Below are 14,335 nucleotides of genomic sequence, written 5' to 3'. Positions count from 1 at the left end.
CGGTGCTTTTGACACGACATACCATGAGATAGCATAATACTTGTTAAATGAAACTTCGGAAAGGAAGGAAGGCGGTAACTTGTCACGCAATTCACTCACCCGGTTTCTAAGCGGACCGTTTATAGTGTTTACCGTTATTATGATGATCAAAAGCTCTCTGGCCTGGATTGTGATCTTCGATGACATCCCCGTCTGGAAACCGCTGCTGACAGAGTTGCCGCTGATCTGGATCTGCTTCTGTCTCATTGAATGGTTCGCAGCCAAACGCCGGATGTGGCTCTATCTCGGACTAAATCTGGTGCTATCGGGCATCTTCTTCGCGGCGATCATGTATTACAAATATTATGGTGTGATTGTCAATTATCACGCACTCGCACAGGTTAATCAGGTAACCTCGGTCAAGAGCAGCATGTTCTCTTTGCTCGATCCGTATTATTTGTTTATTTTTGCAGATATTCTGGTCATCGCGGGGATTCTGATTCGTCGGCGGATCAAGCTCGGCGGGACTGAACGTCCAGGCAGAGTGCCGCTTGAACGAAGGGCTCGAAGACGGAATGCCTCAGTCATTCTGATTCTATCGATGATGCTGTGCATGCTCAACATATACCCCAATCGGGCGAGCATGAGCGAAATTACACAGGCGGAGCAGATGGGGATTCTCGGTTACGAAGCGTACACCATCCTGGCGGACCGGCCTGACAAACCCGTGCCCTTCGATCAAATCGATCAGAAGCATATCGACGAGATTAAACAAACGACAGCACTACCCGCTGTTGTGGAGGAGGGTGCAGCCAAGGGACGAAACGTTATTGTCCTCCAGCTCGAATCATTCCAGAACTTCCTGATCGGATTGCAGGTGGACGGACAGGAAGTTACACCCAATCTGAATAAGTTGGCAGGGCAAAGCCTGTATTTCCCCAACTTTTATCAGCAAGTGGGACAGGGAAACACGTCGGATGCCGAGTTTGTCGTGAATACATCGTTTTATACACCGCCCAACGGAGCTGCAGCTACCGTCTATGCCAATAAGGAATTGCCAAGTCTGCCCAGACTGATGTCCGCGAACGGTTACCAGACAGCCACATTCCATACGAATGATGTGCACTTCTGGAATCGCGATCAGTTATACAAGGCGCTTGGATTTGACCAGTATTATGACATAAATTATTTCGGAACAGAGGATTCCATCGCCTTCTCGGCATCAGATGAAGTATTGTACAGCAAAACGCTCGACAAACTCGAGGCCATGCAGGACACGGGATCACCTTTCTATGCACAAATCATATCCATGTCTGCACACCATCCTTACCATCTACCAGAAGATAAAAAAAGTCTGACGTTGCCTGAACGGTACGTTAATACGTTGCCAGGGGATTATCTTGTATCGCAGCATTATGCCGATCAGGCCGTGGGGCAATTTATTGAGGGACTTAAGGAACGTGCACTATGGGAAAATAGCGTGCTGGTCGTTTACGGTGACCATCTGGGTCTGCCTATCTACTCGCTGGATCGGACTGACGAAAAGCTCATGCAGGAAATCTACGGTCGGGAGTACACGTCTGCGGACATGATTAATATTCCACTTATCGTCACGGCTCCTGGCATCACGCCGGCAGCTCAGCTGGAACAGATCGGAGGACAGGTGGATATTCTGCCAACGATCGCCGGGTTGACCGGTGCCTCTCTCCAGAACCAACTGTATTTCGGGCAGGATTTGCTGCGTGAGGGAAATAATCTGCTGCCAGAGCGCTATTATCTGCCCTCCGGTTCCGTACTGAACGATGCTTCACTGTTCGTTCCTGAGACGGGGTACGGTGACGGTACTCACTACTCCCTTGCGGATGCCGGGAGACAGGATGTCGTCTCGGCAGAGCTTGATCAGGAGAAGGGGACGATTCCAGACAGTCTGGAGGATGAACCGGCCGTGCCCGCATCTGCCATACCAACCGAAGAGGGATCGACCTCTTCCGAATATATTACGAAGGAACAGTACGATCGGGCTTTGGATCTTCTACACTTATCCAACAGTTATCTGAGTCAGTTACCGAATCGAAATGCCGTAAAATGATCCAACATGCGAAATGAACTTATTTTTAACTTTAACAATTTTAATCCATCATGAAAAAAGACAAGAGCCCATGAAAGGTCTGAAACGACCTGATTCATGGGCTCTTTCCATTCCTTCTAACCTCTATATCTAACACTTTCTCCCCAATCATCTAACAAAAAGACACCTATAACCACCCGAATCATCCATTGCCAACAAATTCCCCTCTTTAGTGAAGACACCTGGACGTTCCTGTTCCTAGAGCAGCGGTTTACAATGAAAGCGTATTATTCCTTGTTGAAGGAGGAGAATTATGAAATTCGATCTGAACTTTGTACCCTTCAGTCGCAGAGAGTCGTTCCTTGCCGTCTCTCTTCTGCCTGAAGGCAAGAATAGACAGCAGGGCCTCTACCTACGAACTGTGCGGGGTGGGGATGATAAATTTGGCGAGGCGTTCCGTATTGAACTGTTGGATCAGCAGAATCAGACGATTCCATTCACTGCAGAAGCTTCTCCAGAAAATGTCCGGCTGAATTCACCAGAGCCCGCAATCTTTGCCGAAATCTGTATTTCGGATAGCTGCACGGTCCGCTTACGCTCGAAAGGGTGCGGGATCAGGTTGACCTTTATCCCGTCAACTTATGATTATGCATATGAGGTGAATAAGAACAGCTTGGAAGTAAATAGCTTCACCCATGAATGCCGCTTCATGCTGACTGGAATTGTAGGCGACATGAAGCTGGAAGTGCCGTGGGATAAAATAAAGAGCTCACGCGTAATCGCAGAGTTCAATCCGGATACAGACACGAATACAGCTGAGTTTGCCGTTGAGGAGTTCCGCACAGTATGGGAGCCTCGCCCACAATGGGATTCCTTTGATGATGACGTAGAAGCGGTTCGGACTGAATTCAGCCAGTGGCTGGACAGCAGTCTTGCGATCCCTGATCGCTGGCAGGATGCGCGGGAGCTCGCGGCTTACATTACTTGGTCCTGCCTCGTTCCGGCGGAGGGTTGTCTGACGCGTCCAGCTATGTATATGTCGAAGAACTGGATGACGAATATATGGAGCTGGGACCACTGTTTCAATGCGATGGCGCTTGTTCGCCATGATCCAAAGCTGGCGTGGGACCAGTTCATGATCTTTTTTGATCGGCAAGATGAGAGTGGATTAATTCCTGACTTTGTGAACGATAAATATGAACTGTGGAACTGCAACAAACCTCCTATTCACGGATGGACACTGGCTTGGATGATGCAACGTACGGATTATATTCGCGAGGCGCAGCTTCGTGAAGTGTACGCCCCATTGTCCAAGTGGACGAAATGGTGGTTCCGGTATCGTGATGATGATGGTGATGGGATTCCCCAATATAACCACGGTAATGATTCCGGTTGGGATAACAGCACCGCGTTTAATAATGGAATTCCTGTAGAAAGCCCTGATTTGGCTGCCTTTCTGATTATCCAGACAGAGCTTCTGGCTGAAATTGCTGGGTTGCTTGGGCTTACGAAGGAATCTTCGGAATGGAGAAAACTGGCGGATGATACGCTGGAGAAGATGATCAGCCACTTCTGGAAAGATGATAGATTTATCTCCTTACGTTCAGGTACACATGAGCCTTCAGCTGGAGACAGTCTGCTGTTATTCGTTCCGATCCTACTGGGCAAACGCCTGCCTGAACCCATCAGAGATCTTCTTCTGGAAGGGTTGCGGGAAGAGAATCGCTTCCTAACGGAAAATGGTTGGGCGACCGAGAGCATAAGCAGCCCTTACTATATACCAGACGGGTACTGGCGTGGACCGATCTGGGCTCCATCAACCATGCTGCTCGTGGAGGGCGTAGCTGCTGCCGGTGACCTGGAGCTGGCTCGGGAAGTATCCCGCCGCTTCTGCAATATGCTTAGCCGGAGTGGTATGGCGGAGAACTTCGATGCGCTGACTGGTGAAGGCCTACGTGACAGGGCATTTACATGGACATCAAGTGTGTTCCTGGTTCTGGGGCACGAGTACACAATCTAAAACCAATATTGCACGTCCCTGGCTGCTGTTTTAAACAGCTTTCCGGGGAGGTGCTTTTCCCGTTTCATCGAAAAATTTTATTTGCAAACAACAAATTGAAAGCGTTACCATAAAATGATTGGATTCTTCTATAGGCTACCTGTCCATGCTAGAATGCAGGTAGATATAGTTATAGCGAGAGGGGAAACCGTTTATGAACATCCAATGGATCAGGCAGCTTAATAAACGCATTTTCTCTGGTTCCTACCGCAGTATACGGACCAAGCTGCTCTTCTGTTTTCTCATCGTGACTCTGATTCCACTGCTCTCGCTTGGTGCATTGTCCTATTACCAATCCGCCAAAATCATTAATTCCCAGTTTGGCAAATATGGTGAAAATGCCGTAGCGCAGTTGGAACAACAAACGAGTTCATCTTTAAGCCGAATGAAACAAATGAGTGAAACGATCTATTCGTATTTGCTTGATCCCGCCCATACAGATCTAAGGAATCAAGCACCTGTAAGCTATAGTGAAATCATTGAGAAGAATGACTTTGAAGCACTACTGAAATCGCTGCGGACAGACCAAACTGCAGGAATCTATATCATTACACCCTCTGGCTATTATTATGGAGAGAACAATTTGGATGTTGCCAAGCTGAGAAATATCCCAGAATGGAAGACAAAACCCGTCTCTTATAAAGGATTATATTGGCTCGGCTTTTATATGCAAAATCACGCAATGAGCAGCTCAGGTGATTCGAATCTTCCCGTCCTTGGGCTCGCTGTACCGATTCATAATTCCAACGGAACGCAAAACGGCAGCACCATACTCATAGAGGAGAATGCGCAGGAACTGATTCATATGTTCAAACTGTTTGAGACAGATACGAAGTCACATCTGACCATTAAAGCTTCGGACGGAAGAATTGTATATGAGAGCGTATCCACTTTTACGAAGAAGGATAGTGATATTACATGGATTCGGACGCTTGCCGTGAACCAGTGGACCATAGAAGCGAGATTACCTGCCAAAGCCTTCTACCTGTCCTCGGGCATTATTCGGTCGAATACAATTGTAGTGGCAGTTATTTCATGTCTGCTTGCCTTTGGATTCGCCTATCTGTTCTCATCGAGGTTTACAGCACGTATTCGCACGCTAAAGGATTCGATGCAGAAGGTCAGCTTCGGTAAGCTGGATACACGGATGCCAATCGAAGGTAGAGATGAGCTAGGTAGCCTTGATATGAGTTTTAACCGGATGGTAAGTGGTGTCCAATCGCTTGTACAAGAAGTGGAACAGAGCGAACGACTCAAGAAGGAAGCGGAATTAAAGGCTTTTCATTATCAGATTAACCCCCACCTGCTGTTCAATACGTTGAACTCCATTCAGTGGAAGGCCCGTCTGGAAGGGGCTGATGATATCCGTCAGATGTTATATCACTTAACGATGGTGCTGGAAGGAAATCTGGATATATCGCAGGAACTGATCACGGTGGGCAGAGAACTACGCATGATTGAGCATTTCCTGAAAATTCAGGAGATCAGGTACGGAAATGTGTTCAGCTATGAGCTGAATTGTGAGGACTCACTGAAGCAGTATCTGATCCCGCGTATGACTCTGCAGCCGCTGTTTGAAAATATATTTTTCCACGGCTTCACGGATGGAATAGGTGTAATTAAGCTGGATGTCACCATAGAAAAGAATGAGCTTCTGCTGACTCTCCGGGATAATGGAGCAGGTATGACGGAAGAAAAACGGGAGCGTTTGCTTGTTCCAGATCCAACACGTCGTGGTCGCGGAGGATTAGGCGTCCAGAACGCAGACCAGAAATTCAAACTGCATTTCGGCTCGCAGTACGGACTTACAGTATATTCGACCAAGGGTGAAGGTACAGCGATTGTCATTCATTGGCCCAAAGAGGAGGAGCGTCCGGATGGATACAGCAAAGAGAATTAAGGTGCTGATTGCAGATGATGAGAGCATTGTACGGAAAGGCCTACGTTCGACCGTAGCTTGGGAGAAATTTGGAATGGAAGTTATAGCTGACGCGCCCAATGGACAAAAAGCCTGGGAAGCCTTTCTGGAGCATCGGCCTGAAATTGTAATAACAGATATTGTAATGCCAGAGATGGATGGCATTGAGCTGTCTCGCAAGATAAAGGAGATGGATGTGAAGACCAAAATAATTCTACTCAGTTGCCACCGAGATTTTGAATACGCACAGCAGGGAATTCAACTTGGGGCCTCCGGATATCTTTTGAAAACCGCTTTTGAGGACGAAGAACTTGAAGACATGTTACAGAAGTTCCAGCAGGAACTTTCTGTCTCCGCTCCCCCATTTTTAAAAGATGAAGAACGTATGGAAACACTGCTCTTTGCCTGGCTGAACGGACATAGCTGTAAATTTCCAGAGGAACTGGAGAAGCTGCATGGCGGTCAATCGCATGTTAATGGTCTGCCGCTGGTGATATATCTGATTCGAACGACAGAATGCGGAGCATCTTGGACCGAGCTACTACAAGAAGCTGAGAAGAATGACCGCAGCATGCGCGAGGGTACGATCATTCCTTATGGAGAAGAATACTACTATTGGATCGTTCCTGATTCACTGCGAGGGTCAGCAGACAGCCTTCTGGTAGAGAGTAAGAGCAAATACAGTCAGTTGAAGTGGACTCGTAAAGAATCCTTGCTCCACAGCGATGATCTGAAGCAGGCGTTCCAAAACCTTCATAAAGAAGCTGAGCTAGAGAAGCTGTATGGGATATCCGTAAATCATTGGCCAGAACCGATCTGGAAAGCCGTGAATCTACTGTATGCTAATCCCGCAGCTGACTGGTCAGCCAGCGAACTGGCGGAAGAGGTTGGGCTCAGCCGCAGTCATTTCTCCATTTTGTTTAAGAAGGCTGTCGGTGATAGCTTCATTGCCTTCCAATATAAACGGAAACTGCGCCTTGCTTATGGTTTACTGCGGGATACACATCTAACCATGCAGGAAATTGCGGAGCGGACAGGACTTGGGGATAGCAAATATTTTAGCAAATGGTTCAAACGCTGTACGGGTCAGACACCGAGCCATTACCGTACCCAACAAAAAGACGAAGGGTCGCGAACAGATTGACACCTGCTTCAACAATTCGAACAAAATCACAACAACATTCGAATAGATACACGTTTTGAACCGCTTTCATTCGCGTTACGATGAAAGCGGTTCAATTATTATAAACCTCACTGACAGGGAGCTGACAATATGAAAAAAAGAATTTCACACATTGTCCTTGCAACGACGCTGATGGTATCTATACTGTCTGCATGTAGCGGTAACGCTGGAACAGCCAATCCAGAGAACGGCGGTTCGGATCAGACGAAGACGCTTCGTTTTGCAACCTGGGATACGGGAGACGCGCTCAAAATTGAGCAGGATATCGCCAAGAAGTTTGAAGCAGAACATCCCGGTACAAAGGTGCAGGTTGAGGCCTATGCGGACGGATTTGACCAGAAGCTCGCCGCAGGCTTTGGAGCGGGTAACCCGCCAGACGTCATGTACATGTGGGATTTCCCTACTTACCATCAATCTCTTGAACCACTGGATAGTTTCGCAGAGAAGGATACAGACCTGAAGATAGATGATTTTTACAAAGGATTGTTCAACTATGGAAAAATTGACGATAAGTTATACGGCATTCCGGCAGGCTTCACGACTCGTGTCGTCTATTATAACAAAAAGCTCTTTGATGCTGCCGGTGTCCCTTATCCCAAAGACGGATGGGAATGGAGCGACTTTCAGGATATCGCTAAGAAGCTGACGGACACATCCAAGAAGCAGTACGGCTTCGGTGCCCGTGCCGAGAATGATACGTATGACTTGCAGGGCTTTGTCTGGAGCAACGGTGGCTCCTTTATTTCCCCGGATGGTAAAACCATCGAAGGCTACATGAACAGTAAAGAAACCGCTGAAGCTATCCAAATGTTTGGTGATATGGTCAAGAACGGCAGTGCCGTGCTCACAGGTGGTAAAGGCCAGCAAAGCGGTGATGATATTTTTAAAGGTGGCAAAATCGCCATGTGGGAAAGCGGAATCTGGCCGCTCGAATCATTCAAACAAGCGGGAGTTGATGTAGGTACAGTCGAAATTCCGGCTTTTCCAGGCAAACCGGTTAAAGGTGTACTTGCAGAATCTGCCCTCTCTATTGCCAAAGACTCCAAACACAAAGATCTGGCATGGGAATTCGTTAAATTTTATGTCTCTAATGAATCGATCAAAATGCGCGTTGCTGACCTGCCAGTACGACAAAGTGTTGTAAACGAACTCAAGAAGGATCAGGACCCGCTCTACAAACCTTATTACACCATGCTTGAGCGTTCGGACAATACACCTGCATTTCTACTCAATCCGAAGTGGAATGAAGTGAACCGACAGCTGTCGGCTGCAGTGGAAGCAGTCATGCATGGCAGCAATGCCCAAGAAGCGCTGAATCAGGCGGTTAAGGATAGCGAGCGATTTTTGAAATAACACTTGTAGAAAGAAGGTTAGGAGATGGCTCAGACCTACCTGCAGAATACATCAGAACCGACAGCTACCCTTAAGGCCTTGAAAAAACGTAGATGGGGTGGGCTTGCGCCCTACCTCTTTATCTTCCCTTGGATATTTGGATTTATTGTCTTCACGTTAGGTCCCCTGCTGTTCTCACTGGTCATTTCATTTTTTGATTGGCCAATTGTAGGTAAGGTAACTTTTATCGGGCTAGACAACTACGTAGAGATGTTTTCGAATGATCCGCTTTTTTGGAAATCACTATTTGTAACATTGAAATTTGCAGCCCTCTTCGTTCCGCTCAATATTGTAGTCGCACTCGGACTCGCCATGCTGCTCAACCAAAGGGTAAGAGGAAGCGCCATTTTCCGTACGGCATTTTATCTTCCCTCTGTAATTTCAGGTGTTGCGCTTGCCATGATCTGGTCGTGGGTATACAGCGGAGACTATGGAATTCTGAACTATTTCCTGTCTGTCCTTGGCATTCAGGGGCCCGATTGGCTGAATGATACGAATTGGTCGCTTGTTGCCATGGTCGTTGCCAGCCTCTGGGGACAGGGATCGATGATGCTTATTTTCCTGGCTGGACTTAAAGGCATTCCTAAGGACTTGTACGAATCCGCTTCAATCGACGGAGCAGGTAAAATCCGAAAGTTCTTGAGTGTAACCATTCCGATGATTACGCCAACTATTCTGTTCAATCTCATCACATCGATTATTGCAGCATTCCAGCAGTTAACTCTCGCCCTGCTACTTACGGGAGGCGGGCCTATGAAATCAACCTATTTCTATGCGATGTACATGTATGAGAACGCTTTCAAATATTTTAAAATGGGTTACTCTGCCGCCAACGCCTGGTTTATGTTTCTGATCGTGCTTACCTTGACGTTTCTGGTATTCAAATCTTCGGAAGCCTGGGTGTTCTATGAAGGTGAAATGAAAAAGCAGCCGCAGAAGAAACTTAAGGTCAGTAAAAGGGGGCGGTCCTGATGAAAAAAATAGTTGCATACACTTTGCTGATTGGGTTCTCACTGCTGTTCATCGCCCCACTGTTCTGGGCGGTGACCACGGCGCTGAAATCACCGCAGGAGCTTTATCTGTTTCCTCCCAAATGGATTCCGTCCGACTGGAAATTCAGTAACTTCGCAGAGGCATGGAACATCCAGCCCTTTAATTTATTTTTAAAAAACACACTGCTCGTTACGGTTCTATCCACCCTGGGTCAGCTGATATCCTGTACGCTCGTCGCTTACGGCTTCGCCAGATTCCAGTTCAAGGGGCGTGATTTCCTATTTCTTGTCGTTCTGGCAACCATGATGATCCCTTGGGAAGTAACGATGATTCCGCAGTATATGGAGTTTAACTATTTGGGTTGGATCAATACACTCAAACCGCTGATTATTCCGTCGTGGTTCGGCTCTGCCTATTATATCTTTTTGTTGCGGCAGTTCATTATGACCCTGCCCCGGGAGCTGGATGAAGCAGCGACGATTGACGGCGCTAGTAAAATGACGATTCTACTGCGAATCATCGTGCCGCTAATGGGCCCTTCGCTGATCCTGGTCTCCGTATTCCAGTTCATGAGTTGTTGGAATGACTATCTGGGACCGCTCATTTTCCTGAATGATCAGACGAAATATACGTTAACACTTGGCCTATCTCAATTTAAGGGCATGTACGGTGTTGATATGCAATCCATCATGGCCATCACCTGCTTAATTTCGATTCCGCCACTTGCGATTTTCTTCTTCGCCCAGCGTTACATTGTCGGCGGAATTGCCACGACAGGTATTAAAGGATAGGACACACAAATAGAGGAAGGGAATGATGATCATGACTGTGATGAACATTGAGCGCGACTGGAATAACCTCAGCGTGCTGGAGAGAAACCGTGCGAAGAGTCGCTCCTATTTTATTCCTCATTCCACTAAAGAAAGTGCTCTGAGCTATGACAGAGGAAGCTCTCCTTGGTTCAAATCGCTGAACGGTATTTGGAAGTTCCAATTGGCTGAGGGGCCGGATCTGGCCACCCCGGATTTTCATCAAAATGAATATGACACCTCAGGTTGGGATGATATCCCTGTCCCTGGACACTGGCAGTTGCAAGGTTACGGAAGTCCGCATTACACGGACCTCGACTACCCATTCCCTGTCGATCCTCCTCATGTACCTAACGATAATCCAACGGGTAGCTACGTCAGGGAATTTACGCTGCCAGACCATTGGGACGGAAGAGTTGTTTCACTTAAGTTCGACGGTGTAGATAGTGCCTTTCATGTATGGCTGAATGGTTCATTTGTCGGCTACAGTCAAGGCAGCCGCCTGACATCAGAGTTCGATCTGACCCCTTTCCTTCAGGCGGGAATTAACCGATTGGCGGTCCGGGTTTACCAGTGGTCTGACGGGAGTTATTTGGAAGACCAGGATATGTGGTGGATGAGTGGCATTTTCCGGGATCTCTATTTGGTTTCCGAGCCTTCCGCATCCCGTATTACAGATTATCGAATTGTAACGGAGTTAGATACGGAGTTTACCAATGCGGTACTGTCGGTCCGCTTAGACCTCGATGGAGAAGAAGTTCAGGGCAAGGTACAGCTGCAACTGCTGAATAACATTGGAGAGCAGATCCTGTCTGCTGAGAAGAATCTAAACCATCCTTCACGTGTCGAGTTCAATCTGCCTGTGGCGAAGCCTTCTTTATGGAATGCCGAATCTCCTTATTTATATCATCTGGTCATTTCATTGGTTGATTCGAAGAATCAGGTTGTAGAAACTGTTGCCCAGCGAGTCGGGTTCCGCCGTGTGGAAGTCAAGGATGGACAGTTCTTGGTGAATGGAGTAGCGATCCTTCTCAAAGGAGTAAACCGGCATGACCATCATCCAGATACGGGGCGAACCGTTACGGTATCCACCATGCTCGAAGATATCCAGATGATGAAGCAGCACAATATTAATGCCGTACGAACGGCACATTATCCGAACGATCCGAGGTTCTATGATCTGTGTGATGAGTATGGGTTATACGTTATGGAAGAGACGGACCTGGAGACACACGGCTTTGAGCCGCTGGGCAATATTTCACGACTTAGCGACGACCCCGCTTGGCAGGATGCTTATGTTGACCGCATCCGCCGTATGGTGGAGCGCGACAAGAATCACCCTTCCGTGATTTTCTGGTCGCTTGGCAATGAATCGGGCTTCGGCTGCAATTTCCGTGCAATGTCTGAGTGGTGTAAAGCCAATGATTCCACACGTCTTATCCATTATGAAGAAGACCGTGAAGCGGAAGTATGTGATGTGGTGAGCACCATGTATTCCTCCGTCGAGAAAATGGAAGGATTCGGCCAGCTAACCGATCATCCAAAACCGCATATTCTATGCGAATTTGCCCATGCGATGGGCAATGGGCCCGGAGGGTTACGGACGTATTTTGACACCTTTGATGCTTATCGGCGTCTTCAAGGCGGCTTTGTCTGGGAATGGATCGATCATGGGCTCAGCAGAAAATTAATCGATGGCAAGACTGACTATGCTTACGGCGGAGATTACGGAGATGTACCGAATAACAGTAATTTTGTTATTGACGGGCTGGTTCGCCCAGACCGTACCCCCTCTCCAGGACTCATTGAATATAAGAAAATCATCGAACCTGTGAGGGTCGAATTAATAGACGCAGGAAAGATTCGCGTAACGAATCGGTATGACTTTGTGACTTTAGATCATCTGCAGGTTCATTACAGTATCACGGCTGATGGAAGAACCATAAACAGTGGTGCACTCGTACTTCCTCAGATTAGTCCGGGTGATAGCGCAAACGTATTGATTCCAAATTTGAATTTAACAGATCAACAGTCGATTCATCTTGAGCCGGGTACGGAGATGTGGCTGAATGTCGGATTTACGCTGGCAGCAGACTGCGCTTGGGCGGAACAGGGGCATGAGGTGGCTTGGGCGCAGTTTGCACTGCCGAATCATTCCACCTCAGCCGTATCTTCCCTGTCTCAGTTGTCTGTAGAGCAGAAGTTGTCAGTCACCGAAGAAGGGCGAGAGCTAATCCTTGCGAATGACAGTTTCCGTATTTCTTTTAATCGTCTACGTGCAGGGGTCACGTCGCTTCGCTTGAACGGAAAGGAACTCATTCAACATGGACCACGACTGAATTTCTGGCGTGCTCCGATTGATAACGATATGTATGTGCTCCCGGATTGGCGTAAGGTACACCTCGATCGACTGACCGAGCGGATAGATAACTTCGTCTGGGATAGATTGAATGAAACGTCCGTGCGTATGACTTGGACTTCACGCATAGCACCTCCTGTCTACGACTGGGGCTTCCGCTGCGAAACGTCCTATACGGTTAATGCAAGCGGACTAATCATTATGGATGTGAAGGGAATACCGGAGGGAACACCACCCGCCATGCTGCCGAAAATCGGTCTTCAAATGGAAGTACCCGGTGATATGGACCATGTGAAATGGTATGGCCGCGGGCCGGGAGAGAGCTATTCGGATAGCCGGGAGGCCGGACGCTTCGGAGTATATCAGAGCAGTGTTGATGGATTGTTCACGTCGTATATCTATCCCCAAGAGAACGGAAATCGGACAGATGTTAGGTGGGTGTCGATCGTCGATGGGGCAGGAATCGGTCTGCTAGCGGCAGGAGCGCCAACGCTTGATTTCAGTGCCAGACATTACACGGACGGTGATCTGGAGAAGGCGCAGCATATGAGCGATTTGACACCTCGTGATTTCATTACTCTGAATCTGGATTACCGACAGAACGGACTGGGTAGTAACAGCTGCGGCCCAGCACAGTCCCCTGAGAATACAGTTAAGCCGGAAGCGTTCCGGTTCCGCATCTTGCTTCAAGCGTATATGGCGGAGGATAGCGCGCCTACAAGGCTGAGCCACCGAATGAGTACAGAAGCGATGCAATATGAAATGGAGGAAGATCAACATGCTTAATACACAGGATGTTTTGAATTTATCTGGCAAGGTAGCTGTTGTTACTGGCGGGGCATCAGGCATTGGGCTTGCCACCGCCGAGCTTCTGGCGAGCTTCGGGGCACATGCTGTCTTGATTGATATTAATGAGGCGGCGGGTAACGAGGCCGTCGCCAGTATCCGTGAACAGGGCGGTCAGGCCAGCTTTTACTGCTGCAACGTAACCTCTGCTGCAGACTGCGAACGTACAGCCTCAGAGATCAAATCAGCTTTTGGAGGGATTCATGTCCTGTTCAATAATGCAGGGGTTATCCGCCGCAAAACGGTTACCGAGTTGGATGAAAGAGACTGGGATCTTGTACTAGATGTCTCACTCAAAGGTGTCTTCCTCCTCTCTAAATATGTAATTCCCATTATGGAGCAGAGCGGCGGCGGTAGCATCATTAACACTGGCTCAGGTTGGGGACTGAAAGGCGGAGACCGTGCAGCAGCGTATTGCGCCGCAAAGGCGGGCGTTGTCAATCTGACGCGTGCCATGGCTATCGACCATGGCGCGGCGAATATTCGAGTCAACTGTGTATCACCAGGGGATACGGATACACCTCTCCTGCGTGACGAAGCGAAGCAGCTACAGCAGGATGAGTCAGCATTTCTGGTTGCCTCTGCAGGAGGCAGACCGCTGGAGCGTCTGGGTACACCGCGTGATATCGCGAATGCGGTATTGTTCCTGGCGAGTGACTTGTCCTCATGGGTAACAGGCAGTGTGCTCGTTGTTGACGGAGGCGGAATCGCTTAGGGCGGATAAGAACA

General features: G+C 48.2%; 9 protein-coding genes. All 9 read left to right on the top strand.

The features are described 5' to 3' along the window. The first annotated feature begins 79 nt into the window (after positions 1 to 79). The 9 genes from gpAD87_RS26275 (at position 80) to gpAD87_RS26235 (ending at position 14,321) form a co-directional block, all read left to right on the top strand. Complete coding sequence (locus tag gpAD87_RS26275; RefSeq protein WP_231952867.1) at positions 80 to 2,068, top strand: LTA synthase family protein; 1,989 nt, start codon at positions 80 to 82, stop codon at positions 2,066 to 2,068. A 292-nt stretch (positions 2,069 to 2,360) separates the two neighbouring features. Continuing rightward, entirely contained in the window at positions 2,361 to 4,067 is a 1,707-nt protein-coding gene (locus gpAD87_RS26270) for an amylo-alpha-1,6-glucosidase (RefSeq protein WP_064641762.1), read from the top strand. A 193-nt stretch (positions 4,068 to 4,260) separates the two neighbouring features. Next, positions 4,261 to 6,006 (top strand): sensor histidine kinase, encoded by a 1,746-nt coding sequence (locus tag gpAD87_RS26265; RefSeq protein WP_064641761.1) that lies wholly within the window; start codon positions 4,261 to 4,263, stop codon positions 6,004 to 6,006. Beyond that, positions 5,984 to 7,168, top strand: a complete 1,185-nt coding sequence (locus tag gpAD87_RS26260; protein WP_064641760.1) for a response regulator transcription factor — start codon at positions 5,984 to 5,986, stop codon at positions 7,166 to 7,168. The genes gpAD87_RS26265 and gpAD87_RS26260 overlap by 23 nt, the downstream gene beginning before the upstream one ends. Positions 7,169 to 7,297: 129 nt before the next feature. After that, positions 7,298 to 8,560 carry an ABC transporter substrate-binding protein gene (locus gpAD87_RS26255; RefSeq protein ID WP_064641759.1) on the top strand — a complete coding sequence of 421 codons (1,263 nt, stop codon included), beginning with the start codon at positions 7,298 to 7,300 and terminating at the stop codon, positions 8,558 to 8,560. A gap of 24 nt (positions 8,561 to 8,584) precedes the next feature. Next, entirely contained in the window at positions 8,585 to 9,571 is a 987-nt protein-coding gene (locus gpAD87_RS26250) for a carbohydrate ABC transporter permease (RefSeq protein ID WP_064641758.1), read from the top strand. Continuing rightward, positions 9,571 to 10,383, top strand: coding sequence for a carbohydrate ABC transporter permease (locus gpAD87_RS26245; RefSeq protein ID WP_064641757.1), 813 nt, complete (start codon positions 9,571 to 9,573; stop codon positions 10,381 to 10,383). The genes gpAD87_RS26250 and gpAD87_RS26245 overlap by 1 nt, the downstream gene beginning before the upstream one ends. 31 nt (positions 10,384 to 10,414) lie before the next feature. Next, positions 10,415 to 13,546 carry a glycoside hydrolase family 2 TIM barrel-domain containing protein gene (locus gpAD87_RS26240; RefSeq protein ID WP_064642043.1) on the top strand — a complete coding sequence of 1,044 codons (3,132 nt, stop codon included), beginning with the start codon at positions 10,415 to 10,417 and terminating at the stop codon, positions 13,544 to 13,546. After that, the gene (locus gpAD87_RS26235) at positions 13,539 to 14,321 is read left to right on the top strand and encodes an SDR family NAD(P)-dependent oxidoreductase (RefSeq protein WP_064641756.1); all 783 of its coding nucleotides are present in this window, start codon (positions 13,539 to 13,541) and stop codon (positions 14,319 to 14,321) included. Before gpAD87_RS26240 ends, gpAD87_RS26235 begins: the two co-directional genes overlap by 8 nt. The last annotated feature ends 14 nt before the right edge of the window (positions 14,322 to 14,335 follow it).

Origin of the sequence: Paenibacillus sp. AD87 (assembly GCF_001659845.1) — a bacterium.
Classification (GTDB): domain Bacteria; phylum Bacillota; class Bacilli; order Paenibacillales; family Paenibacillaceae; genus Paenibacillus; species Paenibacillus marchantiae.
The sequence above is the reverse complement of the archived record's forward strand: the minus strand, read 5'-3'. Positions and strand labels throughout refer to the sequence as shown.